Raw genomic sequence first — 24,960 nt, forward strand, 5'->3', positions numbered from 1 at the left:
ATGTGGATCGCCAGGGCCGCGTTCACGGCGATGTGGCTGGCCGGTTCCGGCGTCGCCGTCGTCGTTTGGGTGTCTTGGCTGTCGATGCGTTGGAGGGATTGGCGGCTCCGTACATCGTTATTGGGACCGGTGCGACGGCAGACGGGCGGCTCGTTTCGCGAAATGGCGTTCGTGCGCAAGCTGGCCGACGATATGGAAATCGCCGGGGTGCGGCTCCCGCCGGAGGCGGCGATCGGAATGATGCTGTTGATCGGCGCGATCGGCTGGTTCGCCGTCGACGGCGCGATCGACGGCATGCAGCGGAGGTACGCGCTGGATGCCGATCGGCTGACGCCGGTCAACTCCTGGCTGCTCAATTCGGCGTCGGCGGGGCTGGCAGGGTCTCTCCCGTATTTTTACGTCAAATTCCGTCTCCAGCGCAAACGGCATCGGATCGCGCTCGATATGATCAAGCTCGTCCAAAATGTCGTCGGCCACTACTCGGACAAGCGTACGGTGCAGGAGCTGATCAGCCGTTCGGCGAACTCCATGCCCGAGTACGTCCGCGACGAATGGAAGCGGCTCGAGCTCCGCTCGCATATGGGCGCTTCCTTGGAGGAGGCGCTGTACGAGTTCGCGAGGCGGGCCGACAACGAGTGGGCGGAAGATATAGCCGATATTTTGCTCATTAAGCATAAGTACGGCAATGACGTCATCGACGCGCTTCATAAGCTGATCGTCGACATGCAGCGAGCCCGTAAGAACGAGGAGCGCCGGCTCGCGATGGTGACGGTGTACCGCATCGGCACGGCGGTCATGGTGGCGTTCGCGTTCGGCATCGTGTACTTCAACGTGTACGCGGACGGCTCGAACTACCGCCATTATTTCGTCAACCCGACCGGGCAATGGATCATGCTGGGTTCGGCTGCCGTGCTGTTCGCGTCGATGGTGCTCGTCGTCAAATCGGGCCGACGCACATTCTGATTTGCGGGAGGTGATGCATGTGAAGTGGGTGTGGCTGACGCTGTTCGGCGTCGGGGCGTTCGCCGCAAGTTATTCGGCGCTGCAGCCGCTCGCGCGGATGCGGACGAACGCCGTGCATGCGCTGCTGGAGCGGATTTGGAAGCGCGATTCGCAGGACGAGCTGGCGCTTCCCGAGCTGTCTTCGGCCGAGCGGCAGTTTCTCGAGCGGGCACGTCTCGCCGGCGTGAGCTGGTCGTACAGAAACTATACGTGGGGCTGCCGGGGAGCGGCGCTGGCCGGCGTGTATTTGTGGTCGGCGGCGATGCTGCCGAATGCGGCAGGTTGGGCGGAGGCGGTCCGTTTCGCCTTCGGCGCCGTCTTGTCGGCGGCGATTTGCCGCCTGCTGCCCCCTGCAGCGATCGCGCTGCTGGCGGCTAGACGCCGCATGCTGATGTTAAGCGAAATTTCGAAGTTCGCGCATCGTCTGTCGATTTGCATGACGGAGCAAACCGATATGCGGGAGCTCATTCTTCGCGCCGGGAGGCCGCTGAGGTTATTGAAGCCGCCATTGCAGCAGCTGGCCGCGCAGTGGGGTAACGACCAGCGGGAGGCGATTCTCGCATTCAAGGACGCCGTCGGCATATCAGAGGTGTACCCGCTCGTCAACGCGTTCGCCGCCGTCAGCCGCGCGAAGCCGTCGGACGTCAGGAGGCTACTCGTCGAACATTCGAAAGCGATCGACGCGACGTTGGAGGCGGAAATTACCAAACGAATCGAAAACGCGCCCGTTTGGATCAGTTTCTATATCATGATCCCGTTCCTAGTGTGTTTGGTGCTATTCGTGTACCCGTGGATGCTTACCGTGCTGGAGCAGATGGCCGTAAGCTTCTCGTCGCCGGGGTAACGGCGGGGTACGCAGGGGAGGGAGATCGGCAACGGTTCGCTGATCCGGCTGGGGCGGGAACTTGGTAGGAAACGGCACGGCAGCCGGGGTGGATCGGCGTCATATCCTTTAGGCGCGGCGGAAGCGGGAGGGGGGATTGAACGATGGGAAAGCTGGTAACGGCGCTGGCATTGACCGTGCTTGTGTTGGGCGCTGCGTTGTACACGTTCGGCGAAGTCATCTTGCCTGCGGCAGGGGAGGCGGGACGATCGACGGCGGCGCAAATCGAAGCTTCTTTTTGACGACGATGTCGAGTCCGTATTCATTATCCATTTAAAATATAGGAGGAATGGTTCATGAGTAAAATCGGGGTAGCTTTGGCGTTGTGCGTGCTGTTGTTAGGAGCGGTGCTGGTCATCGGCAACGGGGTGGCGACCCAAGCGGTCGACCGCGGCAACGATATCGGCGCGTCGCTGTCGGATGCGAACTTGGGCGTGAACCAAACGAGCGGCGCGATCACGATCGACACGCCGTAACGTCATGTCGAAGCTGCTGGTTTCGTTGTCGCTGCTGGTGCTCGTGTTCGGCATCGCCCTGTACATCTTTCAAGGAGGCGCCGGCGTGAACGACGCCGTGCGGGAGGGTCACGCCTCCGTGTTGGACGCGGCGCGCGGCTTCGATTACGTTTCGAATTGATGTTTGCGATACGGGGGGAAATTAGGTGCGATTGCGGAACGAACGGGGAGGAGCCGATACGATGCTGGTCACGCTGTTCGTGTTCCCCCTGCTTTTGTTTGCATGCTTTGCGGGCGTCCCGTTCTTCGTATACTTGATGAAAGGGACCCATGTGAACGTCGCGGCCAACCATGCGCTGAAGGAAGCAGAAACCGTCGGGTACGTCAGTCCGGAGGTAGCGGATCGGACCGTCGCGAGACTGGCCTCCCTCGGCATAGAGCCGATTACGCTCAATGGCGTGACGTATCCGTCGTTCGCGGGCAGCACGATGCAGAAGGTGCTGCGTGACGACGCCGACGCGGTCGTCACCGTCGTACTCACGTACCCTGCGCCGAACGTAGCTGCACTGCTCGGTCTCGTCGGAGGCGGCGGAGGAGGCGGGGAGACCGAGGGATTTTACCGGGTCGTTCTCCATGGGAAAAGCGAAGCGTATGAGTAAGCGGGGGGCGCTGCTCGCCAACGAACGCGGCTCGGCGCATGTGCTGCTGTTCGCGCTGCTTGCGGCGGTATTCGGCGTGCTGCTGTTCGTCACGTCGATCGAATGGATGCTTCAGTCCGCGAACAAGACGAAGTCGAAGCTGGCGCTGGACCGCGCCGCGCATGCTGCGGCGGTACACGTCGATTTGACGGAAGCCGCCTTCGGACGATTGGCTTGGGACGAGGACGCCGGACGCGCCGAATTCGATCGGTTCATGAGGTTGAATTTCGGGCTCGGCGCGGACGGTCGGCCGACGGACGGCAGCTGGCTGGAATTTCCGCCCGTCGTCCATCGGCTCGAGTTCGTCGAAGCTCCCGCGTATCCGGCGACGATTCGCCGAACCGTCGTGACGCACGAGGGAGAGCGGACCGAAACGACGCGGCATGTCGACGTTACCGTATACGGTCCTTCCGTTGTGGCGATCGTAGAGGTGCACCAACGCGTGCGCGGAGAGCCGGAGCCGATCGTGCTCTCCAGCGTCGCCAGCGTGCGCTTTCGATGAAGAAAGGCTTCGCGATTCGATGGTCGCGAAGCCCTTCATTTTTTGTCGAACTATCCACAATGACAACTATGCATTTAACGCCGTAAAGAATCGGTTACCCACATTATCCACAGCCAGTTACCCCAATATTGTGGATAAGTGGTGCGGATAAAGCTGCAGTATTAAGATCATGCGTTACTGCATCAACCGTTCCCACTCTTCATACCATGCGCCGACTTGCGCCTTGCGCGCCTCGATGTCCGCTTGCAGCTGCTGTACGGCGACGTAGTCGTTGTAAACGGCCGGATCGGCTAATCGTTCCTCCATTTGCGCGATATCGGCTTCCGCCGCTGCGATGTCCGCTTCAAGCTGCTCCAACCGCCGCTGCCGGTTACGTTCTTCCCGTTTGGACTGTTTTTCCGCTTCGTAGGAGGATGCCGGCGAGTCGCCAGACGCCTGAGCGGTACCAACGCTTTGTTTCGCTGACGGAGCGTCCTTCGGACGGTTGCCGTCGGAGTTGAAGCGCTGGTTCCCTGCGGCGGAGGCTCCGGCGTTTATTTCCGCCAGTTCCTGCTGTTTTTCGAGAAACTCGTCGTAATTTCCCAGGAAATGTCGAATGCCGTCAGGGTGCAGTTCCAAAATTTGCTCCGCCATGCGATTCAAGAAGTACCGGTCGTGCGAGATGAACAGCAGTGTGCCTTCGTAATCGAGCAGGGCCGATTCCAGCACTTCTTTGCTGACGAGGTCCAAATGGTTCGTCGGCTCGTCCAAAATGAGCATGTTCGCGTTTTTCAACATCAGCTTCGCCAGCGCTACGCGCGCTTTCTCGCCGCCGCTCAGCGACGATATTTTCTTCGTGACGTCTTCTCCGCTGAACAGGAAGTTGCCGAGCACGGTTCGGATGCGTACCTCTTCCAGGTGGGGGTATTCATTCCAAAGCTCGTCCAGCACGGTGTTCGTTGGCGTCAGTCCGGTTTGCTCCTGATCGTAATAACCGATGGTCACGTTCGTGCCCCAGTCGATGCTTCCGGCGACCGGCTGCATTTGTCCGACCAACGCCTTCAGCAGCGTCGATTTGCCGATGCCGTTCGGACCGATCAACGCCACGGCGTCGCCGCGGCGGAGGTGGAAGCCGGCGTTCCGGAACAGCGGCGTTTTCCCGCTGTCGTACGACATGCTCAGATTGCGAACCTCGAGCACCTCTTGTCCGGACATGCGTTCTACTTCAAAGCTGAAGGACGCCCGCTTCAGCTCGCCGCCGGGGCGGTCGATGCGCTCCATGCGTTCGAGCATTTTGCGGCGGCTTTGCGCCCGCTTCGTCGTCGTGGCCCGAACGATGTTGCGTCGAATGAAATCTTCGATCCGCGCGATTTCGTCCTGCTGCTTTTCGTACAGCTTCAAGTTGCGCTCATAATCGGCGGCTTTTTGTTCCATGAACTTCGTGTAATTGCCGACGTACCGCTTGGCCGACGTTCGTTCGATTTCGTACACGGTGTCGACGAGCGCGTCCAGGAAGTACCGGTCGTGGGAAACGACGAGTACGGCTCCCGGATAGCTCTTCAAGTACGACTCCAGCCAAGTGAGCGTTTCGATGTCGAGATAGTTCGTCGGCTCGTCCAGCATGAGCAGATCCGGCTTTTGGAGCAGCAGCCGGGCGAGCGCGAGGCGCGTTTTTTGACCGCCGCTGAGCGTCGAGACGATCGTCTCCGGCGCCATGTCCCCGAAGCCCATCCCGTGCAGGACGCCGCGGATCGTCGCTTCGATCGCGTAGCCGCCTCGCTCGCGGAACGTTTCGGACAGCGTCGCGTATTTCGAGAGCACTTGCTCGTAGGCGGACTCGTTCTCTGCGAGGCGCGGATCCGCCATCCTCGCTTCGAGCTCTCGCAGCTCGTTCTCCATGGCGAACAGGTCGGCGAAGACGGCGCGCATTTCGTGTATGATCGATCGATCGGACTGGAGCCCGCTGTTTTGGGCGAGATAGCCGATCGTAGTGCCTTTCGCGAGGAACAGCTGCCCTTCGTCGTAAGACGTTTCGCCCGCGAGGATGCGGAGCAGCGTCGATTTGCCCGCGCCGTTGGCGCCGACGAGCCCGATTCGTTCGCGTTCGCCCACTTGCAGATGAATATTGGAAAGAATGACGGTCGCTCCGTACTGTTTGCCGATCCCGGATGCTTGCAGCAGCATGAAAGTTCCCTCCGCGTCTTGCGTAAATCGCTGTTTCCAGTGTATCGGAATCGACGGCGGCGCGCCAGTCGCGGATTCGGCGCAACTCCCCGCGTCTCGTTGCAGCCTGCGTCCCACAATATGTTACAATAAGGACAACATCACTGTCGGGGAAACCGAACGCTGGGGGGCGTCCACGAATGAACGAGGCGAAGCGGGAGCTGCGCGCGCGCATGGCCGCGGCGCGGAACGCGATCGCGCCGGAGGCGCGGGCGGCGCGTTCCGAGGCAATCGCCCGGCATGCAATCGCCGCTTGGGAGGCGGGCGCGTTCGCCTGGGGCGCCGCGCCGGAGGGCGAGCGGCCGCTGCGGCTCGCCTGCTACATCCCGATCCGCTCGGAAGCGGATCCGCTGCCGCTCGCGCGCTGGTGCTGGTCGCGCGGCATCCCCGTGGCGGCGCCGCGAGTCGACGCCGCCGCGCGGACCATGACCCTGCACGACATTGCAGGGGAAGCGGAGCTGCGGCCTGGCGCGTACGGCATCCGGGAACCGGATGCCTCATCGCCCGAGGCCGCGCTCGCGCCGGGGACGCTCGTGCTCGTCCCCGGCCTCGCCTTCGACGCCCGCGGCGGGCGTCTCGGATACGGCGGAGGCTACTACGATCGCCTCCTCGCGCGCCACCGCGCCGCCATCGACGCCGGCGCGGTGCAGCTCGCCGCGCCGGCGTTCGCGGCGCAGGTCGTCGACGCGGTGCCCGTCGAACCGCATGACGTGCGCGTCCGTTTCGTCATAACGGAGAACGGCTTGATCGATTGCAGCAAGGGAGTATAGGGGAGGAGATGCGCATGGAATCATTGACGCATTTTAACGAACAGGGCAGGGCCAGAATGGTCGATATTTCCGACAAAGCCGAAACGACGCGCACGGCGGTCGCGACGAGCGCCGTCGTCATGCGGCCGGAGACGCTGCAGGCGATCAAGGCCGGCACGGCCGCCAAGGGCGACGTGCTCGCGGTCGCGCAAGTAGCAGGCATCATGGCGGCGAAGAAGACGTCGGACCTCATCCCGATGTGCCATCCGATCCGCATCACCGGCGTCGACATCGCCTTCGAGGACAACGGCGCCGACACGCTGCGCATCGCCGCGACCGTCCGCACGACCGGCGGCACCGGCGTCGAAATGGAGGCGCTCACCGCCGCGTCCGTCGCCGCGTTGACCGTGTACGACATGTGCAAGGCGATGGACAAGGCGATGACGATCGGGCCGACGCAGCTGGAGAGGAAAACGGGCGGCAAGAGCGGGGACTTCATCCGCATATAAAAGGCGCCGGCCGACAAGAGAAGGAGAGGGGAGAGAAATGATGCGGTGGAAGGTAGCGATATTGACGACCAGCGATCGCGGCGCCCGAGGAGAGCGGGAATCCACGAGCGCGCTCGTCATCAGGGAGCTCGTCGAGGAGGAGCTGCACGGGGACATCGTCGAAGACCGCGTCGTGCCTGATGAAATCGACGACGTCATGGCGGCGCTCATCGAAATGTCCGAATACCACGAAGCCCACCTGATCTTAACGACCGGCGGGTCCGGGCTCGGCGCCCGCGACATTACGCCGGAGGCGACGCGCCAAGTGATCGACCGCGAAATTCCGGGGTTTCCCGAGCTGATTCGCGCCAGCCAAGCGGCCCGGAACATCCGTCCCGCGCTGTTTCGCGGCACGGCGGGACAGCGCGGCCGCACGTTGATCGTCAATCTTCCGGGGCGTCCGAAGGGCGTCAGTACGGCGATGATGGCGATCATAGCGGACTTGGAGGCGGCGATGCGGAAGCTGTCGGGCAAGGAGGATGATTTCGAGGAATGAAGGATCAACCTTTTTTAAAGGAAGTTCCGGTTCGGGAGGCCGTGGGCTTGCGACTCGGGCATGATCTCACCCGCATCGTGCCCGGCGAATTCAAAGGGCGGGCGTTCCGCAAAGGTCACGTCATTGCGGCCGAGGATATTCCGCTCTTGCTCGACATCGGCAAGGAGCATATTTACATCATGGACCTGCCCGAAGGCTGGGTGCATGAGGAAGACGCGGCGCTGCGCATGGCGCGGGCCGCGGCCGGCGACAACGTCGAGCTGTCCGAGCCGAGCGAAGGCAAGGTCATGCTGAAGGCGGCCATCCCGGGGCTTGCGAAAATCGACGAAACGTTCGTCCATCTCGCGAACGACATCGAGCACGTCGTGTTTAGCACGATCAAAACCGACGCCGTCGTCCGAGCGGGCGCTTCGCTCGCGGCCGCCCGCGTCGTTCCTCTCGTCGTCGAAGAAGAGATCGTCGCCCGGTTCGAAACGACCGCGCAGCAGCACCGCTACAGGACGAACGCGGCGCCGATCGTCGCGGTGAAGCCGTTCCGCGCGCTGAAGGCCGGCGTCGTCACGACCGGCGGGGAAGTGTTCTCCGGCCGCATCGAGGACAAGTTCGGTCCCGTCCTGCGGGACAAGCTCGCCGCGCTCGGCTCCGAAATCGTCGAGCAGCGCTTTTCGGCCGACAACACGGAAAGCATCGCCGAACAGATCCGCTATTTCCAAGGGAAGAACGTCGATTTGATCCTCGTGACCGGCGGCATGTCCGTCGACCCCGACGACCGAACGCCCGGCGCGATCAAGCAGGCGGGCGCCGACATCGTCTCCTACGGAACGCCGATGCTGCCCGGCTCGATGATGCTGTTCGGCTATTTGCCGGGCGGCGTGCCGATCTTCGGATTGCCCGGCGCCGTCATTTACGAAAACTTTACATCCTTCGATGTGCTCCTGCCGCGCGTTTGCGCCGGAGAACGTATCGAACGAGCCGATATCGTGAAGCTGGGATACGGCGGATTGTTGAAATAATCGCTTAAAGGAGGCAACAACGCCATGCAAAGCATCGGTGTCCCGGGATTAATCCTCATCCTGCTGGTAGCGCTCATCCTGTTCGGCCCGAAAAAGCTGCCCGAGCTCGGCCGCGCGTTCGGCCGCACGCTGCGTGAATTCAAAGAAGGCACACGGGAGCTATTGAAAGAAGAAGACGACGACGACAAGCCGAAGCCGAACGCGTCAGCCGCCGCGCCTTCCGCCGTCGTCGAAGCCGAACGCGTCGAGCCGAAGAAAGACGACAAGCGGCTGCCGGAATAACCGGCGACGAACGCATCGAACGAGATGCGTTTTTTGTTGCGTCTAGCAGGATAAACCGTTCCTGCGAAGGCAACAATGGGTGAGGTGACAAATCACGGAAAATTTTTTTACCTGTCCCCTTGAAATCGGAAATCAAAATGAGTAAAATTTGAATCGTGAGTGTTAGCACTAACCACTGTCGAGTGCTAACAGAAGGTAAATTATTGAAGACCCATTTTGAAGGAGGCCATTTAGTCATGATCAAGCCTTTGGGAGACCGCGTAGTCATCGAAGCCATCGCCAAGGAGGAAACGACGGCAAGCGGGATCGTTCTGCCGGAGACGGCGAAGGAGAAGCCGCAAGAAGGCAAAGTCGTAGCCGTCGGCGCTGGCGTTTACAAAGACGGCGCTCGCGTGCCGCTGGACGTGAAAGAAGGCGATCGCGTCATTTTCTCGAAATACGCGGGCACGGAAGTGAAATTCGAAGGCCGCGAACTGTTGATCATGCGGGAGAGCGACATCCTCGCCATCCTCGGCTGATCCGGATTACACATACGCACGAACCTTTTTCCGATCTAACAATCTAGGAGGTAGAGTTTACGATGGCTAAGGAAATCAAGTTCAGTGAAGACGCCCGCCGCGCGATGCTCCGCGGGGTCGACGCTCTTGCGAACGCAGTGAAAGTTACGCTCGGTCCGAAAGGCCGCAACGTCGTCCTTGAGAAGAAGTTCGGCAGCCCGCTCATCACGAACGACGGCGTTACGATCGCGAAAGAAATCGAACTCGAAGACGCATTCGAGAACATGGGCGCTCAGCTCGTGAAAGAAGTCGCTACGAAGACGAACGACGTCGCCGGCGACGGTACGACGACGGCGACGGTTCTCGCGCAAGCGATGATCCGCGAAGGCCTCAAGAACGTAACGGCAGGCGCTAACCCGATGGTCGTCCGCAAGGGCATCGAGAAAGCGGTCCGCGCCGCTGTCGAAGAGCTCAAGAAAATCTCCAAGCCGGTCGAAGGCAAGCAATCGATCGCGCAAGTCGCTGCGATTTCCGCCGCTGACGAAGAAGTCGGCCAGCTGATCGCGGACGCGATGGAGAAAGTCGGCAACGACGGCGTCATCACGGTCGAAGAATCCAAAGGCTTCACGACGGAGCTCGAAGTGGTTGAAGGTATGCAGTTCGACCGCGGCTACGTTTCGCCGTACATGATCACGGATACGGACAAGATGGAATCCGTTCTCGACAACCCGTACATCTTGATCACGGACAAGAAAATCTCCAACATCCAAGAAATTCTTCCGGTGCTCGAGAAAGTCGTTCAATCCGGCAAGCAATTGCTCATCATCGCGGAAGACGTCGAAGGCGAAGCGCAAGCGACGCTCATCGTGAACAAGCTCCGCGGCACGTTCACTTGCGTAGCCGTTAAAGCTCCTGGCTTCGGCGACCGCCGCAAGGCAATGCTGCAAGACATCGCGGCTCTTACGGGCGCGCAAGTCATCACGGAAGAGCTCGGCCTCGACCTCAAATCCACTCGCGTGGATCAGCTCGGTTCCGCTCGCCAAGTTCGCGTTTCGAAAGAAAACACGATCATCGTCGACGGCGCCGGCGACAAGGCCGACATCCAAGCTCGCGTCAACCAAATCCGCGCGCAGCTCGAAGAGACGACTTCCGAATTCGACAAAGAGAAGCTCCAAGAGCGTCTCGCGAAGCTCGCCGGCGGTGTAGCCGTCATCAAAGTCGGCGCAGCGACCGAAACCGAACTGAAAGAGCGTAAGCTCCGCATCGAAGACGCCCTGAACTCCACGCGCGCAGCTGTGGAAGAAGGTATCGTTTCCGGCGGCGGTACGGCGCTCGTGAACGTATACAACGCTGTTGCAGCGGTCAAAGGCGAGAACGACGACGAGCAAACGGGCATCAACATCGTCCTCCGCTCCTTGGAAGAGCCGGTTCGCACGATCGCGTTCAACGCTGGTCTCGAAGGCTCCGTCGTTGTCGACCGTCTCAAGAAGGAAGACATCGGCATCGGCTTCAACGCAGCGACGGGCGAGTGGGTGAACATGTTCAACGCAGGCATCGTCGACCCGGCGAAGGTTACGCGTTCCGCGCTGCAGCACGCTGCATCCGTTGCGGCAATGTTCCTGACGACCGAAGCGGTCATCGCCGACAAGCCGGAGCCGAAAGGCGCAGCTGGCGGCGGCATGCCTGACATGGGCGGCATGGGCGGCATGATGTAATAAGGGATTAAACCCTTATTATATGAATGTCTAACCAAATAAAAAGTTAACCATACAAGAAGGTCCCTCATCAGTTGACGCAACTGTTGGGGGCCTTTTTTTGTATATTGGCGGGGAAGCGGCGAAAATTTGTTTTTGCCAGGGGGTTTGCTAAGATGGTAAGGAAATATTTTTAATCGATAGTGAATTGGGGGTTTCCTGTTGTTGTCCGTTCAAACCAAAATGGAGCAATTGCGATCGCTTGCCGAAAGAACTTTACTGTTTCGGATTCTTTTCTTGAGCTTCTTGCCGGTGGCATTGTATATAGATTCTGTTACTCATAAACCGATGAGTGCCTTTTATATCATTCTCATGATTTTTGCAGGCTTTTCTTTCCGCCACATCGGATTTTTAATAATGCTCAGCGGAATGGTGACCTTCTTTCGGTTTTACCTTGAGTCAACGGTAGTTCTGGAATGGGATACATTCGTATACCAGTGGATTTCTTTTTTCTTCATTTCTTTTTCCATTAAGACGCTGCAGCAAAAATATATGAATCAAAAGACCAATGTCGTCCAACTCACTACTGTGTTGGCGAAGGCGTTAGACTCAAGGGATCCTTACACTGCAAATCACTCGGAGAATGTAGCGCGCTACTCGAAAATGATCGCAGAGGAAATGGGTATTCCAAGTACTCAATTAGAGGATCTGTATTATGGCGGACTTCTGCACGACATCGGAAAAATTGGAATATCGGAATCCGTTTTGACCTAACCTGCGCGTTTGACGGATGCGGAGTTCGAGCAAATCAAAAAACATCCCGCGATCGGATACAACATTATAAAAGCGGTACCCACGTTTAGGGAAAAGGGGATATTAGACATTGTCCTGTACCATCATGAGAGAGTGGACGGCAAAGGATATCCGAAAGGATTAAAAGGCGAAGAAATACCTCTTCCTGCCCGGATTGTATCCCTTGCCGATGCGTTCGATGCGATGACGACAAGACGCACCTATAGAGATAAGCAAAACTTTGAATATGCGATCAACGAAATTAAGAAAAGCAGAGGTACTCAATTTGACGAAAAAGTTGTGGATGCTTTTTTGAAGGTAGTAGCCAAACGGGGTCCAGAGAGCGCAACGAACGATCCATTGTAGTGCTCGGTGAGACCGAGCGGTACGCTGTTTGTCCGCTACATTGGGGTCCTCCGGCCGGAAGAGGACGCTTCCTAGCCTAGTCCGCCCGCGCTTATTTCGCCTTTTGCCTTCTAAAGATTTTCTTTAAGACCATACCGAACGCATCGTTATTTGCTGATTGAACGCCTCCTTTGAAAATACCTTCCTGCCACTTTTGGTAAAGGAAAATAGTTAATGCAAGTCCAACCATCAGGAGGAACACCTGGAACTCATTAAAGTTGACCAGTTTGTAAATCCGTCCTTCGAAGAAATGGTGTAGCACAAACGCAAACACTCCATCAATAACCACGTTAGTAGCCATGTAAAGCCAAAAATTACGGTATGTGAGATGGAAGATCCAGATGGTTCCAACTAAGAAAACGCCGTATACAAACGAAACGTTGGTGATGTATCCCCAAGGAACTATACGGTCTATCATCACCCACCATTTCAGGGCGTGAGCCGCTTCGAAAAGAATGGTAACCAGCAGAGAGACAAATATCGCTACCGGCATGTACCGTTTGACGGTTTCTTTGCTCAGGAAAAACAAGGTTGGCCAAGGGGCGATCAAGAAGGCCCATAGCATGATTTTGTTAAACATCGTATTCGTACCTTCCATAGTAAGGTGATTAACTACATTATTCACCCGGAACAAGAAGAGTAAACATTTTGAGAAAGTGATGGAGTCGCAAAAAAGAGAGGCTTTTCAGAGCTGTGCTCACGAAAGCCCCCCTTTTATTTCCACCGGTGCGGGAGAGTGCTCTCCCCGGGTCGGCTCAAACAAAACTTGTGCCGTTATAGTTGACCGTATACGGTCTCCGTCACCGTCGTCGGCGGCGGAACAGGAACCGGAATCGCGATCGGCGGTTGAGTCGGAAGCGTCCCCGGCACGCCCGCTGGGAGCGGAAATTCTACTTTGACCCGGTTAGCCTGCTGCTCCGTTTTCGTATCGCTCCCGAATTGATAAGCTCGGTGCAGCATAGCGGCCGCTTGGGCGCGAGTGACGGGCAGTTGCGCCCGGAACGTATCGTCCGGAAAACCGGATACCAGTTTCGATTCCACCGCGATCGAGACGTAATTTCTCGCATACGACGATATACTCGAAACATCCGTAAACATGGCATCCAAAATACTGTGATCCGGAAAATGCGTAGCGTCGTAGCCTTTTAGTTTAACGATCGCTACTGCAAGATCCTCCCGGAGAGCGGGCGCATCCGGATCATAAATCAAACGACCGTCGGGCAGCGCGTACCCGTTCAAATAAAACTTAGCCGCTTCCACGAACGGCGCATGCCAATCTCCCGGTTTCACGTCCGCGAAGGACGTTTGCGTGACCGGCTCTACCGTTAGCCCTGCGGCCAGTACCATGATCTTCGCCAGCTCTGCGCGGGTCACCGTCCGTTCAGGCCTAAACTTGCCGTCCGGATAACCTCCCAAGACGCCTCGGCTGGACAGGTCGTTAATCGAGGAGAGAGCCCAGTACGACGCATCGACATCGCTGAACAATTGTTGGGCCGGTTTGTTCAGCAGGTTAGGGTCGATGTCGCTCCCGTAATCTAACGGATTCCGAGGTGGCTGGGGATTCGCCGGCGGCTGCTGCGGAACCGTCCCGCCATTTTCCCCGACTTGAAATACGTCCTCTCGAAACCCTAACGGTTTGAACTCATTATCGTACAGAATCGTTAATGCGTAAGTTTGCCCCGAACGCGGAATCGAGGATCCGTACCCTGTTTGATCGTTATACACCTCGGAAAAATTTGTAAACTGGTGGATCGTGCCGCTCGAACGGATGTTCAAGTCGCGGTCGGAGCTCATCACCCGAATGCGAGTAAACCGTTTCATAGATTCAGGAAGCTTCGATCGGTCGACGTACGTCTTAAACGATTTCGGTCCTTCCGGTACATGCGTCACCCCCGATTCGATCCACGGGACTGCGCCGCTCGTCACCGGCGGTTTGCTTCCGCTGACTCTAATCAACGTCACATCGCTTGCCACTTCCCATCGGTACACGGTGCTCGCGGAGGGAGCGATCAACCGGTAAGCCGTACCGACTTCCATGGAATCGATATTGGCGATCTCGAACCCGAAGCCGCTGATGGTGTTCGTGCTGAACCCTCCGGTAATTTGCGCGTACACTTCAGGCTTGCCGTCGGCTTGAAGCACGAAATTCGTCCCGGCGTAATTAATGAAATCCATGTCTTCCCCGTGAATGACTTGGGCGGTAGCTACGATAAAATCGTACATCGTGTGCGCCAGTTCCGGAGGCATGTCGGAGGAGTTACCCCAGATCGAATCGATGATTTGCACGGTGCGAAGGTTCGTCCCTTCGGCGTACGAATTCCCCGGTACGGAGAAAACCGAGGCGAATAATGTCAATATACAAGCTAGGACTAGGGGCACAATCTGTTTGCTTACCATAAATGATGACGTCCTTTCCTACCTTTTTCATAGTCTAGTAAGTATTTTATACCAGAACTTAACAGAAATGAATGAATAATTCACTTGTTTTAAAAAGGGGCCTATTTTTTACACGTCTCAATTTCAAAAACTATTAACGTCATAAGGTAGCGAAAAAGGCACCGATTCTGGTAAGGTGGAACTAGAGATATTTTTTGTAAGGAGAGGTCGCAATGCCCACAAGAAGTTGGCTTCGGATGATCACGGCCTCCGTCGTCGCTTTCGCGGTGTCGGTTCCTGTTACCCAAAGCGCGAAGCCGACCTTCGCCGACGTCGCAAGGGATGCTTCGTGGTCGCTGCCGTCCGTCGTCGAGCTGACGCATCGGGGCATTTTCACCGGATACGAGGACGGCAGCTTCGCGCCGAACCGCGCGGTCACGCGCATCGAGGCGCTGGCGGCGATCGTTCGTCATATGGGTCTTCGGGCGGAGGCCGAATCGGACAAAACGCGGAGAGCTCGGTTGTCCGCCGCAGACACCGATCTGATCAAGCGGGATTACGACTGGGCGACGGGGTATGTCGAAATCGCGGAGAAATACAACCTGTTGGACGACGAAAAGGCTGCATTCGGACCCGGGGAGCAGGCGAATCGCCTCTGGACGACGAAACTGCTTGTCCGCGCTCTAGGCCTTCAGAGGGAGGCGGAGCGGACTATGGCCGCTGTACTGCCCTTTCAAGACCGTACGGCGGTCGCGGAAGGCGACATCGGGTACGTCGCTGTGGCGGTGCAACGCGAGCTGTTGACGGGATATGAAGATGGCACGTTCCGTCCTTCCCGCCGCGTCAGCCGCGCCGAATTGGCCGCGCTCCTCGACCGGGCCGGCAATCTATATCCAGACCCGACGGGGGAGTTCGGGCAGCTGCAAGGAACCGCGATGAGCGCGAGCGGCGGCAACATTACCGTAAAGCAGCTTCGCGCCGAGCAAACGTTCCCGGTCGATCCGGCAGCGACGGTGGTGCGGGGAGGGAAACTGGCGTCCATCGGTGACATCATTCCCGGCGATGAAGTCAGCGTACTTCTGAAAGCAGGGAAGGCCATACACCTGGCCGTCACCGCCTCGGCAACCGTTACCGACGGCACGAAGAGCGGCACGGTTTCGTCTTTCGGCAACGACTACATCACCCTTTACGAGCAGGAAGGGGTGACCCGAAGCTATAAGGTGGGCAGCGCCGTCGCCGTTTCTCTGAAAGGCAGCCCCGCCGTATGGACCGACCTTCGAATCGGAGACGAGGTGGCCGTTACGGTAGCCGCAGGAACAGTCACGAGTGTAGATGTGCTTCGGTCGACCGCATTGGACGGGCGCTACCAGGGCAAGGTGAAATCGATTGAAGCCGACCGCCTGACGTTGACCGTGAACGGAAGCGACATGACCTTCGATGCAAATAAGGAGGGCGTTACCGTCCTTTTCAACAACATCCCGGGTGACTGGACCAACATTCAAATCGGCAGCGATGCGGCAATCATCGTATCCGGCGGAGTGGTCTACCACGTCAGCGTAACGCAAAACACTCCGGTCACGCAGGACGGGGAGGGGCATGTTACCGCAGTATACCCGAAGCTGCAGCAAATCGTGGTGTTCCGAAACGGGGTTAACGAATTGTATACGATCTCCAGGTCAGCGGATATTTTCCGAAGCGGCGTTGAATCCAGTCTGGACAAGATCATGCCGGGCGACAAAGTCGGTCTGGTCGTGGAGAACGGGGTCGTCACGTTCATCGCCGTCTCCGAACCGGCGAAAGAACAAGTTCGGAACGGGATCGTCAAGGGGATCTACATGTCGCATACGTATACGGGCCGGAGCATCGCTCAGGTCACCATCCGGATGGATCAGGACGGAATACCGATCCATTACACGTACGAAGCATTGCCTGACGCAACGGTCGTCGGAGGCGTGGAGAAGCTGTATTCGGATCGGACGGAAGTCGAGCTGCTGTTGTCCGACGGCAAGGTGTCGCACATCTTCGTTCGTTAACGCCTCCTCTAACAGGAAGAACCCCCGCGCACTAGGCACAGGGGTTCGTTCGGAGACGGCGTCAGACTTATTTCGCTTCAGCCGCGAGCGCTTCCTGAAGATGCTCGCCTTCGACCAGCTGGCGCTCAATATCCACGCTGTGTCGTTCGAAGCACTTGCAGTAGTAATCCTTGCGGCAGATCGTGCATGGAATGTTTAAGAGCCTGTTGATACTGGTGATTTTCCAAGCCGGATCCTTCCGCATAAAGACGCGCGCTTTCGTTCGGTCCTTAAACGTTACGATGAACTGATACAGACCGAGCTCCTCGTTATGATCGGACAGGGAGACAGTATCGACGACAAGTTTCGTTCTCAAGGCAGATGGCTCCTTTGTTTAATGAATGTACTGTAGCCGATACATTAGTTTAATCATTTTCTGAGGCTAAAGTCAAAGCCTGCAGCGGCAAGCAGGGACATTATTCGTCCTGATCTTGCGCGGAGGTCAGAATCGGAAAGCCGAGCACCTTCTTCAGATCGTTCAGCTCTCTGCGAAGCGCTCGAACCTGCTGGCGAAGCGACAGCACCTCTTCCTCGAGCCGGACGACGTGCGGATCGACCATCGTGGGCGTCCCGTCCGGCCCGTCGTGGGGCTGCTCCAACCGCAGCTGAAGCGTCACCGAAGGCTTCCTTCGCTGCTGCAGTTCTTCGAACTCGCCGGCTTCGAATCGTTGAATGAACGTTTGAAGGGCATCCGCCCGTATTTTCCATCCGATTCTGCGGTTTTCCGGAGGATCCGCTTGAATGTAGCCGGCGTTGAGCCACTTGCGGACCTCCTGCTTGTCCCTTGCGATGCCGCGTTCCTTGAGCAATTGGAATGCATCACGGACGCTGTAGATGGTCATTATAAACCCCCTGACGTATCGTAAAATGTTAATATAACTATTATAGAAAAGTATGGTGGTTTCATCAATGAACAGTTCATTATCGATATTAAACCTTTTTCCATCATTAGGGATAACTTACGACTAAAGTGGTAGATTATCCCTAATGATGGAGTCGGGCTTTAATACTTTTTAGTTAAAGAAATAGGTAAGTAGTTGGTTAGATGAAAAGATTTTTGCGCTTAGAGTAGAAAGTGGACACACCGTAAGAGCGAACCTGTTAGAATAAAAACAACGAAAAGGTCGAGGTGTGCCACGAGGGAGTACCGCCAGCATTTTGATGAGGAATTTAAGGCGGGAACACGGCCGGCATGAAAATCGGGTAAAAAGACTCGGGCATGCGTTTATTCGCAAACATAGCTCCCGGTTTCGCGTTGATCTACGGATTATTCATGGAGAAAGGTGATCTTATTGATTGATATACATTGCCATATACTCCCCCAAGCTGACGATGGACCGGATACGCTTGAAAAATCTCTTGCTATGGCTAAAAAAGCAGTTCGCGATGGTATAAAGACGATTGTTGCGACACCTCACCATTTAAACGGGAGGTATACAAATAATAAGTTTAATATCGAAAAGGATGTGCGTGAACTTCAAACGAATCTCGATAAACATGGGATAGACCTTAATGTCCTACCTGGGCAAGAGTTGCATTGTTCTTCATCGTTATCTAGTTACATATATAATGACTCTGGGATCCTAACATTAAATAACTCTCGGTATTTATTGCTCGAACTTCCATCAGGCGAAATTCCCTTGGGATTTTGGGAAATTATCCATGAAATACGAGTTATGAACTTAACCCCTATTATTGCTCATCCGGAGAGAAATAAGGAGATATTAGGTAAAGTTGATATCCTTTCATCATTTGTAGAGGAAGGTGTCTTGATTCAAGTAACAGCTCAGTCCCTATTGGGGGGATTCGGGCCAACTATTCAGAAAGCGGCAAGGAGAATGTGTCAACAGAACACAATTCACTTTATTGCTTCTGATGCCCATAATAATTCTACAAGACCGTTTTTAATGAAGGAAGCCTGCAACTGGGTTCTTAACGAGATGGGGAATGATTACGTAGAATATTACCTTGATAATGCAGAAAGGGTTATACGTAATCAGGAGGTAGTCCCGATGACACCTCAACTTAAAAAAAAGAATCGCTTATTCTTTTGGATGAAATAATTCTTTAATTTTGTCGAATTCATTGCCCGCTAAAGAGAAACTGTGTTATTCTGTATTTAACCAAGTTACATAAAAATGGAATTTCGTAGTTTGCTGATACGACCATAAGAGGTGAAGAGATGAAGAAAGTACTAAAGACGACAGTTGCAGCTTCGCTCGTATTTGGGACAGTGACGGGGTTGCCGATTGCTGGATTGCACCCGATTACTGGGGCAAAGGTCGTACATGCAGCCACTACATATACGCCGGTAGCACTGCCGGAGTCTGCAAAGAATTGGCTTAAAAAGTTGGAAGCTGCCTATGATCTCCTAGATGCTGATGAGAAGCAAGCTATCGAACAAGCACGTACGAATTTGTTGCAAAGTAATCCGGGTACTGGGGTAGTTGACCCGATCGTTGAGTTTCTGAATGCGAATTCCCAAGGTGTAACCTTTACCCGGGACGAAGTGGCAAGCGTGGTCTGGTCATTCGCGCATTTCCTTTCGACGACGGATGATGCGCAGTTGGAGACGTTCCTCGACCAGTTCCGTCAATCCTCGTCTGTTCGCGCGTTCTTTACGAAGTTGCTTGAGCCTACGGATATTGATTTGAACGGAGCCAACGGCTTGGACGTCGACGACGCAATTGAATTCTTTGTTGCATACCAAGCAGCTCTCTTGAGCTCTGTAAATCCATCCGACGCTTTAAAATATTTGGCTGGCACGACTACAGGGAATGACTTGACAAATCTTAAGACACAGCTTAAATCCGATATTCAGGAAGCCTTCACACAGGTGATGGCCAATAATACTTTAAATCTTTCCAAAGTATTAAGCTATTACGCACCAAATACAGCAGATAAAGCTGAACTGGCTGAAGCATTCGCAGAGACGATGCTGGCTATGACGAATCAATACGATCCTCAATTGAAAGCGACGCGTGCATTCGTTAAGGCGTCCGTCCTTAGCGAAGTCCAATTTTCGACCTCCGTTACGAATAATGGCCGCACTTTAACGCCACAGTTGAAGATTTCGAATGTAAACATCCCGAACACGTTAGTAACTTGGTCCGTAGTCCAAAGCACGAACAGTATGATTGCCGTTAGCAACAATACGTTCGTTCTTGCAACAACTGCTCAGGCCAATCAAGTGTATACGGCAACAGTGCGGGCGGTTGACTCGATGTTCAATGTAAAGTTGTATGAAGGCAGCATCTCTATGACATACGTACCGCCAGTTGATAACGGTGGTAATAACAACGATGGCGGTAACAATCCTGGTGGCGGAGTTCCAGTAACAAACACGCCCACACCGGTAGTTGATCGCCAAGAGGTCGCAACCCGGGTTACGAACACGATTAACAACTTCAAGAACCAAATTGATACTGCGGCACCGGCTCAACGGGCAAGCCTAGTGAAAGAGGCCGTCAAAGAGGTTAAAGAAGCCCTTAAATCAATTGGTAAGTTGAATCTGTCCAATGCCGTTACCCGCACGGGGAACCAAGCAACGGTCGCGGTCACTGCCAGCGCCATTATCGAGCAAATCAACCAAATTAAAGAACAGGCGGAAGCTCTCGCAGTAGCGTTGAGGGAGCTTGACCCGAACGCGAAAGTGAAGCCGGTCCTTGTCCTAGATCTCGGAACCGTTGATGCGTCAAGCTTGTCCGTGCCGCTCGCCAAAGAAATTCTAGATGCAGCGAAAGCTGCAGGTTTAGACGTAAGCATCGCTGCGAACGGTGTCAGCATCGCATTTAATCCGTCGGTCTTCTCCGATACAACGACGCTGACGATTGAAACCCAAGACGAGAGTGTCGCTACGGAAGTGACGGATCTGCCTCTCGCATCCGACGTTTACGAGTTTACATTTACGGACGAGTCCGGAGAAATCGAAAACTTCGAACAACCGGTAGAAATGGTACTTACGTTGGAAGACAACGGGGACTTGGAAGAGGACTTCTTGACGGTTGCTAAGATCGATAATGGAAGTTTGATTATCTACGGCGGCAGCGTGACGGAAGGCTCGATTCGCGTCCACAGAACCTCGTTCTCGACGTACACGGTCGTTGAGAATAAGGTGACATTCGAAGATACGGCATCCGTTAATGCATGGGCCGGTCGACAAATTCAGTCGATCGCTGCGAAAGGGATCGTTGAGGGACGCGGGGAAGGGCAGTTCGATCCGAATGCCTATGTAACGCGCGCAGAATTCGCGAAAATGATCGCGAAGACGCTGGGGATCGAAGGCGGGGAAGAGAATTTCAGCGACGTCTCCTCGACGGATTGGTTCCAGCCGTATGTCGGAGCGGTGCAGAAGTGGGGCATTACGAACGGTCGCTCTGCAGGGCAATTCGCACCGAACGAAAATATTACTCGCGCGGAAATGGCGACAATGATCGCGCGTGCGCTTGAGCAAGTTCGCGGCGTACAAAGCTTTGCGGAGAGCGAAGCGATGTTGGAACAGTTTACGGATGCCGATTCCATCCACGCGACGCTCCAGGACGGAGTTGCTTATGCCGTTGACCAAGGCATCGTTATCGGTCTCCCGGACGGCAATTTCGCGCCTGATAGCTATACGACTCGAGCACAGGCCGCCGTTATGATTTACCGAGCATTAAACCTCGAATAATTGAAGGAATCATCCAAACTAGCCTTCCTCCTTGCAGGGGGAAGGCTTTCTTAATCTAAGTTTTCTCACTATCTATTCATCCCTGGATCAGTTAGAATGGTAGAAACACGAGAGATTATTAAGGGAGTTAATAGGCAATCATGGAACTCGATCTGAAAGACTACTTCAAAATTATCCGGAAGCGGCTGGCTTGGATTATAGTGGTGGTATTGTTGGCGAGCCTGGCCTCGGGTGTCGTGAGCGCCTTCTATTTGAAACCTGTATATGAAGCTTCTACGAAATTGATTGTCAATCAATCCAATGACACAAGTTCCATGGGGCAGTTGGACATCAATCAGGTCAATCTAAACCTTCGATTAATAGATACATATAAGGAAATTATCCGTACGCCGGCGATTATGCAGGTTGTAGCCGAGGAAAATCCTGAATTCGATTTGACTGCAGACCAATTGATCGCGAAGGTGAGAGTCAGTTCGGTAAATAATACGCAAGTGATGACGCTAGTCGTCGAAGACGGATCTTATGAAAAGGCGGCAGCTATCGTGAATGCGATCTCCTATGTGTTCCAAAGGGAGATCCCAAAGATCATGAACGTAGATAACGTCTCGATATTGAACGAAGCCCCCCTTGAGGTCAACCCTTCCCCAGTTAAGCCGAACGTCCTTTTGAACATAGCAATAGCGTTCATCGTCTCGTTAATGGCAGTCATTGGATGGGTGTTCCTTATGGAATATTTGGACGATACGATAAAAACCGAGAATGATGTCAGCGAAATCATCGGACTTCCGACGTTGTCGTTGGTCGCTCGGACGACGAATGAAGATTTTGTACCCCACGGCGGGAAAAGCTTAAAACGGAAGGTGACGGACAGCCATGCCGCTCCAAACCAATAACAACCAGAGAAAAATCATAACGGTATCCAACCCGAAATCCCCCATCTCCGAATCGTACGTAAGACTCCGTACCAATATAGAATTGTCAGCTGTCGACGAGCCGATTCAGGTGATCATGGTCACATCGGCCAACCCTGGAGAAGGGAAGTCGACGACGGCGGCAAATCTAGCGGTAGTCTATGCTCAAGCTGACAAACAAGTGTTGTTAATCGATGCCGATTTGCGGAAACCGACGATGCATCATCATTTCATGCTAAGCAACCGGAACGGCCTGACAAGCGTGCTTACTAACCAAGTTTCAATCGGTGGAGCGATCAGAGAAACGAGCGTTCCTAATCTGCGGGCGTTGACCTCTGGTCCAATTCCGCCCAATCCTTCGGAGCTTCTTTCTTCGAAAAGAATGGAGTCGCTGATCGCGGAGTTGCGCAGCGAGTTCGATATTATTATCATTGACACCCCCCCGACACTTGCCGTAGCTGACGCGCAAATCATTTCAACGCGGTCGGACGGTGCAATCTTGGTGCTTAACTCCGGAAATGTTAAGCGCGAGCTTGCTTTGAAGGCGAAGCAAAGTTTGGAGCATGCGAAGGCCAGAATCCTAGGTGTCGTCCTCAACAATGTAGACCGGAAAAACGCCGATTCTTATTACTATTATTATTACGGCGAGGGACAATAAACCGGCTGCGTAACTATCTAGTATGGTCGAAGTAAAGAGGTTTAATAAAACATACTCGGAATGGTGAAGAAATGACGACGGCACAAAGGGTAACTCTTCTTGTCTTTCTCGATTCAATTTTAGTCGGGATATCGGTTATAAGTTCTTATGTAATTAAGTATTATGGAGAGATCACGCCAGCCATTTGGTATGAAGCATCCATTTCCACTTTAGTATCGGTTGTTTGTTTAGGGGCATGTCTCTACAAATTCGGCTTATACCATCGGGTTTGGCGATATGCAAGTATTGGCGAGATCGTATCGATTCTACGCGCTACCGTTATCGGTTGTATTATTGCTTATTGCGTAGGTTCGTTGATCGTCATGCAATGGATGCCATGGCAAGTAGCCACTCGTTCCTTCGAAACGACGATCTTGCTTGTGGGCGGAGCGCGATTCGTTTGGAGAGTTTACCGTGATCACTACATAACTGAAAAGCAAACTGCGCAGCGAAGGGCATTGATTGTAGGAGCCGGCGACTGCGGTTCGATCATCGTGAAAGAGTTGAGAAACAATCCCTCCTCGAATCAAAAACCGGTTGCCTTCATCGATGATGATCCTCATAAACAAAAGATGCAGCTACACGGGCTTCCCGTTATTGGCACCCGCGAAACGATTGCTCGGACCGTCGAAAGTTTGCATATCGACGACATCATTATCGCAATGCCGTCCGTTTCGCAACGACAAATTGTCGATATCATTGAAGTCTGTAAGCGCACGTCTGCCAAATTGAAAATCATCCCGCCGTTAAGCCATCTGTTCGAAGGCAAAGTGAATATTCGTTCGATTCGGGACGTTCAGGTCGAGGATTTGTTAGGCAGAGATCCGGTTAACGTCGACCTGAAAGGAATAACCGAGTATGTAAAAGATCGCGTCGTTTTGGTTACCGGAGCCGGCGGCTCGATCGGTTCGGAACTTTGCCGCCAGTTGCTGTTTTTTAAGCCTTCTAAGTTGCTCCTGTTGGGCCATGGGGAGAACAGCATTTATCAAATTGATAATGAACTGAGCCAATTGAAGATGAACATCCCAGTGGAGACCATCATCGCCGATATCCAGGATAAAAAGAGAATGCAGGATATTTTTACGCATTACCGGCCACAAGTGGTGTTCCACGCAGCTGCGCATAAACATGTGCCGTTAATGGAACAAAACCCCTCGGAATCTATTAAAAATAACGTTTTCGGGACCAAAAACGTTGCAGACTGCTCTGTGAAATTTGGGGTTGAACGCTTTGTACTGATCTCTTCCGACAAGGCAGTCAACCCAACCAGCGTGATGGGTGTCACCAAACGGATCGCGGAGATGATCGTCCAGTGTATGAACGTGAACAGCGCGACGAAGTTTACGGCAGTCCGGTTCGGCAATGTGCTCGGCAGCCGGGGCAGCGTCATTCCGCGGTTTAAAGATCAAATCGCTAAGGGCGGTCCCGTCACGGTGACGCATCCGGAAATGGTCCGTTATTTTATGACTATTCCGGAAGCGGTACAGCTTGTGATCCAAGCCGGGGCTTACGCGCAAGGCGGGGAAGTGTTTATATTGGATATGGGGAAGCCGGTAAAGATTAACACGCTCGCTGAAGATTTAATCCGCTTCTCTGGTTTTGAGCCCCATATCGATATTAAAATCGAGTATACGGGGATCCGCCCCGGCGAGAAGCTGTATGAGGAGCTCCTTACGGAAGAGGAAGGGCTGACGACGACAAAGCATGATCGAATCTTTATCGGGAAACCGACAAATTTGAGCCGCTCGGAGCTTGATTTCGAATTGAAACGTTTGGAGCAAGTATTAGGCGAGGATCAAAAGGTGATACGGGATTTGTTAAAGATGATCGTTCCGACGTATCAAAATGTTTCATAACTAAAGGAGTCATTATGAATATAAAGGAGTCATTATGAATATAAAGCGGTGGACGATGGTTGCGGGTGTCGTTGCGGGCGTTGCAGTAGGCGCAGGCAATCGGATACTGGGCGTTGGACACCGCTGTTTCGTATACGCTGAAGCAGCTCTCCGCCTCGGCGGAG

The 24,960-nt window shown here is 54.6% G+C and carries 25 protein-coding genes and 1 pseudogene; 21 read left to right on the forward strand and 5 right to left on the reverse strand.

The annotated features are described in order from the left end of the window. From VE009_RS14685 to VE009_RS14715, 7 genes are all read left to right on the forward strand, one after another. Positions 1-963, forward strand: coding sequence for a type II secretion system F family protein (locus VE009_RS14685; protein ID WP_325008970.1), 963 nt, complete (start codon positions 1-3; stop codon positions 961-963). A gap of 19 nt (positions 964-982) precedes the next feature. Continuing rightward, on the forward strand, positions 983-1,846 hold the full coding sequence (locus tag VE009_RS14690) for a hypothetical protein (protein ID WP_325008839.1): 864 nt from the start codon (positions 983-985) through the stop codon (positions 1,844-1,846). A 143-nt stretch (positions 1,847-1,989) separates the two neighbouring features. Beyond that, the gene (locus tag VE009_RS14695; protein ID WP_325008841.1) at positions 1,990-2,127 is read left to right on the forward strand and encodes a hypothetical protein; all 138 of its coding nucleotides are present in this window, start codon (positions 1,990-1,992) and stop codon (positions 2,125-2,127) included. A gap of 54 nt (positions 2,128-2,181) precedes the next feature. Next, positions 2,182-2,361: a hypothetical protein gene (locus tag VE009_RS14700; RefSeq protein ID WP_325008842.1), complete on the forward strand. Its 180-nt coding sequence runs from the start codon at positions 2,182-2,184 to the stop codon at positions 2,359-2,361. 4 nt (positions 2,362-2,365) lie between these two features. Beyond that, the gene (locus tag VE009_RS14705) at positions 2,366-2,521 is read left to right on the forward strand and encodes a hypothetical protein (protein ID WP_325008844.1); all 156 of its coding nucleotides are present in this window, start codon (positions 2,366-2,368) and stop codon (positions 2,519-2,521) included. 25 nt (positions 2,522-2,546) lie between these two features. Further along, positions 2,547-2,999: a hypothetical protein gene (locus VE009_RS14710; protein WP_325008846.1), complete on the forward strand. Its 453-nt coding sequence runs from the start codon at positions 2,547-2,549 to the stop codon at positions 2,997-2,999. Next, positions 2,992-3,540 carry a hypothetical protein gene (locus tag VE009_RS14715; RefSeq protein WP_325008848.1) on the forward strand — a complete coding sequence of 183 codons (549 nt, stop codon included), beginning with the start codon at positions 2,992-2,994 and terminating at the stop codon, positions 3,538-3,540. The genes VE009_RS14710 and VE009_RS14715 overlap by 8 nt, the downstream gene beginning before the upstream one ends. A 174-nt stretch (positions 3,541-3,714) precedes the next feature. On the opposite strand, the gene VE009_RS14720 is transcribed toward VE009_RS14715, so the two are convergent. Next, positions 3,715-5,703 carry an ABC-F family ATP-binding cassette domain-containing protein gene (locus VE009_RS14720; RefSeq protein ID WP_325008850.1) on the reverse strand — a complete coding sequence of 663 codons (1,989 nt, stop codon included), beginning with the start codon at positions 5,701-5,703 and terminating at the stop codon, positions 3,715-3,717. Positions 5,704-5,882: 179 nt separating this feature from the next. On the opposite strand from VE009_RS14720, the gene VE009_RS14725 reads away from it, so the two are divergent. The 8 genes and pseudogenes from VE009_RS14725 to VE009_RS14760 all read left to right on the forward strand — a co-directional run bounded on the left by VE009_RS14725 (position 5,883) and on the right by VE009_RS14760 (position 12,179). Then, positions 5,883-6,512 carry a 5-formyltetrahydrofolate cyclo-ligase gene (locus VE009_RS14725; protein WP_325008851.1) on the forward strand — a complete coding sequence of 210 codons (630 nt, stop codon included), beginning with the start codon at positions 5,883-5,885 and terminating at the stop codon, positions 6,510-6,512. A 14-nt stretch (positions 6,513-6,526) separates the two neighbouring features. Then, positions 6,527-7,000, forward strand: coding sequence for a cyclic pyranopterin monophosphate synthase MoaC (moaC, locus tag VE009_RS14730; protein WP_325008853.1), 474 nt, complete (start codon positions 6,527-6,529; stop codon positions 6,998-7,000). A 40-nt stretch (positions 7,001-7,040) separates the two neighbouring features. After that, entirely contained in the window at positions 7,041-7,535 is a 495-nt protein-coding gene (locus VE009_RS14735) for a MogA/MoaB family molybdenum cofactor biosynthesis protein (protein ID WP_325008972.1), read from the forward strand. After that, the gene (locus VE009_RS14740; RefSeq protein WP_325008855.1) at positions 7,532-8,548 is read left to right on the forward strand and encodes a molybdopterin-binding protein; all 1,017 of its coding nucleotides are present in this window, start codon (positions 7,532-7,534) and stop codon (positions 8,546-8,548) included. Before VE009_RS14735 ends, VE009_RS14740 begins: the two co-directional genes overlap by 4 nt. 24 nt (positions 8,549-8,572) lie before the next feature. Continuing rightward, complete coding sequence (gene tatA / locus VE009_RS14745; RefSeq protein ID WP_325008856.1) at positions 8,573-8,830, forward strand: twin-arginine translocase TatA/TatE family subunit; 258 nt, start codon at positions 8,573-8,575, stop codon at positions 8,828-8,830. 236 nt (positions 8,831-9,066) lie between these two features. Beyond that, positions 9,067-9,348 carry a co-chaperone GroES gene (gene groES / locus VE009_RS14750; protein WP_325008858.1) on the forward strand — a complete coding sequence of 94 codons (282 nt, stop codon included), beginning with the start codon at positions 9,067-9,069 and terminating at the stop codon, positions 9,346-9,348. 62 nt (positions 9,349-9,410) lie between these two features. Next, on the forward strand, positions 9,411-11,042 hold the full coding sequence (groL, locus tag VE009_RS14755; RefSeq protein ID WP_325008860.1) for a chaperonin GroEL: 1,632 nt from the start codon (positions 9,411-9,413) through the stop codon (positions 11,040-11,042). Between the two features lie 531 nt (positions 11,043-11,573). Next, positions 11,574-12,179, forward strand: a pseudogene (locus VE009_RS14760) (HD-GYP domain-containing protein). Positions 12,180-12,270: 91 nt separating this feature from the next. On the opposite strand, the gene VE009_RS14765 reads toward VE009_RS14760, so the two are convergent. Together VE009_RS14765 and VE009_RS14770 are read right to left on the reverse strand one after the other, a co-directional pair. Next, the gene (locus VE009_RS14765; RefSeq protein WP_325008862.1) at positions 12,271-12,798 is read right to left on the reverse strand and encodes a hypothetical protein; all 528 of its coding nucleotides are present in this window, start codon (positions 12,796-12,798) and stop codon (positions 12,271-12,273) included. 194 nt (positions 12,799-12,992) lie between these two features. Continuing rightward, positions 12,993-14,504, reverse strand: a complete 1,512-nt coding sequence (locus tag VE009_RS14770; protein ID WP_325008863.1) for an S-layer homology domain-containing protein — start codon at positions 14,502-14,504, stop codon at positions 12,993-12,995. A gap of 323 nt (positions 14,505-14,827) precedes the next feature. Here VE009_RS14770 and VE009_RS14775 point away from each other — a divergent pair, with 323 nt between their 5' ends. Continuing rightward, positions 14,828-16,627, forward strand: a complete 1,800-nt coding sequence (locus tag VE009_RS14775) for an S-layer homology domain-containing protein (RefSeq protein ID WP_325008865.1) — start codon at positions 14,828-14,830, stop codon at positions 16,625-16,627. Between the two features lie 67 nt (positions 16,628-16,694). On the opposite strand, the gene VE009_RS14780 is transcribed toward VE009_RS14775, so the two are convergent. Further along, positions 16,695-16,982, reverse strand: a complete 288-nt coding sequence (locus VE009_RS14780; RefSeq protein WP_325008867.1) for a hypothetical protein — start codon at positions 16,980-16,982, stop codon at positions 16,695-16,697. A 100-nt stretch (positions 16,983-17,082) separates the two neighbouring features. Further along, positions 17,083-17,508 carry a hypothetical protein gene (locus VE009_RS14785; protein WP_325008869.1) on the reverse strand — a complete coding sequence of 142 codons (426 nt, stop codon included), beginning with the start codon at positions 17,506-17,508 and terminating at the stop codon, positions 17,083-17,085. Between the two features lie 441 nt (positions 17,509-17,949). On the opposite strand from VE009_RS14785, the gene VE009_RS14790 reads away from it, so the two are divergent. The 5 genes from VE009_RS14790 to VE009_RS14810 all read left to right on the forward strand — a co-directional run bounded on the left by VE009_RS14790 (position 17,950) and on the right by VE009_RS14810 (position 24,796). Next, entirely contained in the window at positions 17,950-18,729 is a 780-nt protein-coding gene (locus VE009_RS14790; RefSeq protein WP_325008870.1) for a tyrosine-protein phosphatase, read from the forward strand. Positions 18,730-18,848: 119 nt separating this feature from the next. Beyond that, the gene (locus VE009_RS14795; RefSeq protein WP_325008872.1) at positions 18,849-21,332 is read left to right on the forward strand and encodes an S-layer homology domain-containing protein; all 2,484 of its coding nucleotides are present in this window, start codon (positions 18,849-18,851) and stop codon (positions 21,330-21,332) included. A 140-nt stretch (positions 21,333-21,472) separates the two neighbouring features. Next, positions 21,473-22,225 carry a YveK family protein gene (locus tag VE009_RS14800; protein ID WP_325008874.1) on the forward strand — a complete coding sequence of 251 codons (753 nt, stop codon included), beginning with the start codon at positions 21,473-21,475 and terminating at the stop codon, positions 22,223-22,225. Further along, positions 22,206-22,901 (forward strand): CpsD/CapB family tyrosine-protein kinase, encoded by a 696-nt coding sequence (locus VE009_RS14805; RefSeq protein WP_325008876.1) that lies wholly within the window; start codon positions 22,206-22,208, stop codon positions 22,899-22,901. The genes VE009_RS14800 and VE009_RS14805 overlap by 20 nt, the downstream gene beginning before the upstream one ends. Before the next feature lie 71 nt (positions 22,902-22,972). After that, positions 22,973-24,796 (forward strand): nucleoside-diphosphate sugar epimerase/dehydratase, encoded by a 1,824-nt coding sequence (locus VE009_RS14810; RefSeq protein WP_325008878.1) that lies wholly within the window; start codon positions 22,973-22,975, stop codon positions 24,794-24,796. The last annotated feature ends 164 nt before the right edge of the window (positions 24,797-24,960 follow it).

Source organism: Paenibacillus sp. (assembly GCF_035645195.1).
GTDB lineage: Bacteria > Bacillota > Bacilli > Paenibacillales > YIM-B00363 > Paenibacillus_AE.

What these genes read in the sequence shown, in the direction of transcription:
- VE009_RS14685 (WP_325008970.1), top strand. Translation starts at nt 1, where the DNA reads ATGTGGATCGCCAGGGCCGCGTTCACGGCGATGTGGCTGGCCGGTTCC.
- VE009_RS14695 (WP_325008841.1), top strand. Translation starts at nt 1,990, where the DNA reads ATGGGAAAGCTGGTAACGGCGCTGGCATTGACCGTGCTTGTGTTGGGC.
- VE009_RS14700 (WP_325008842.1), top strand. Translation starts at nt 2,182, where the DNA reads ATGAGTAAAATCGGGGTAGCTTTGGCGTTGTGCGTGCTGTTGTTAGGA.
- VE009_RS14705 (WP_325008844.1), top strand. Translation starts at nt 2,366, where the DNA reads ATGTCGAAGCTGCTGGTTTCGTTGTCGCTGCTGGTGCTCGTGTTCGGC.
- VE009_RS14715 (WP_325008848.1), top strand. Translation starts at nt 2,992, where the DNA reads ATGAGTAAGCGGGGGGCGCTGCTCGCCAACGAACGCGGCTCGGCGCAT.
- VE009_RS14720 (WP_325008850.1), bottom strand. Translation starts at nt 5,703, where the DNA reads ATGCTGCTGCAAGCATCCGGGATCGGCAAACAGTACGGAGCGACCGTC.
- VE009_RS14725 (WP_325008851.1), top strand. Translation starts at nt 5,883, where the DNA reads ATGAACGAGGCGAAGCGGGAGCTGCGCGCGCGCATGGCCGCGGCGCGG.
- moaC (WP_325008853.1), top strand. Translation starts at nt 6,527, where the DNA reads ATGGAATCATTGACGCATTTTAACGAACAGGGCAGGGCCAGAATGGTC.
- VE009_RS14735 (WP_325008972.1), top strand. Translation starts at nt 7,041, where the DNA reads ATGCGGTGGAAGGTAGCGATATTGACGACCAGCGATCGCGGCGCCCGA.
- VE009_RS14740 (WP_325008855.1), top strand. Translation starts at nt 7,532, where the DNA reads ATGAAGGATCAACCTTTTTTAAAGGAAGTTCCGGTTCGGGAGGCCGTG.
- tatA (WP_325008856.1), top strand. Translation starts at nt 8,573, where the DNA reads ATGCAAAGCATCGGTGTCCCGGGATTAATCCTCATCCTGCTGGTAGCG.
- groES (WP_325008858.1), top strand. Translation starts at nt 9,067, where the DNA reads ATGATCAAGCCTTTGGGAGACCGCGTAGTCATCGAAGCCATCGCCAAG.
- groL (WP_325008860.1), top strand. Translation starts at nt 9,411, where the DNA reads ATGGCTAAGGAAATCAAGTTCAGTGAAGACGCCCGCCGCGCGATGCTC.
- VE009_RS14765 (WP_325008862.1), bottom strand. Translation starts at nt 12,798, where the DNA reads ATGTTTAACAAAATCATGCTATGGGCCTTCTTGATCGCCCCTTGGCCA.
- VE009_RS14775 (WP_325008865.1), top strand. Translation starts at nt 14,828, where the DNA reads ATGCCCACAAGAAGTTGGCTTCGGATGATCACGGCCTCCGTCGTCGCT.
- VE009_RS14785 (WP_325008869.1), bottom strand. Translation starts at nt 17,508, where the DNA reads ATGACCATCTACAGCGTCCGTGATGCATTCCAATTGCTCAAGGAACGC.
- VE009_RS14795 (WP_325008872.1), top strand. Translation starts at nt 18,849, where the DNA reads ATGAAGAAAGTACTAAAGACGACAGTTGCAGCTTCGCTCGTATTTGGG.
- VE009_RS14800 (WP_325008874.1), top strand. Translation starts at nt 21,473, where the DNA reads ATGGAACTCGATCTGAAAGACTACTTCAAAATTATCCGGAAGCGGCTG.
- VE009_RS14805 (WP_325008876.1), top strand. Translation starts at nt 22,206, where the DNA reads ATGCCGCTCCAAACCAATAACAACCAGAGAAAAATCATAACGGTATCC.
- VE009_RS14810 (WP_325008878.1), top strand. Translation starts at nt 22,973, where the DNA reads ATGACGACGGCACAAAGGGTAACTCTTCTTGTCTTTCTCGATTCAATT.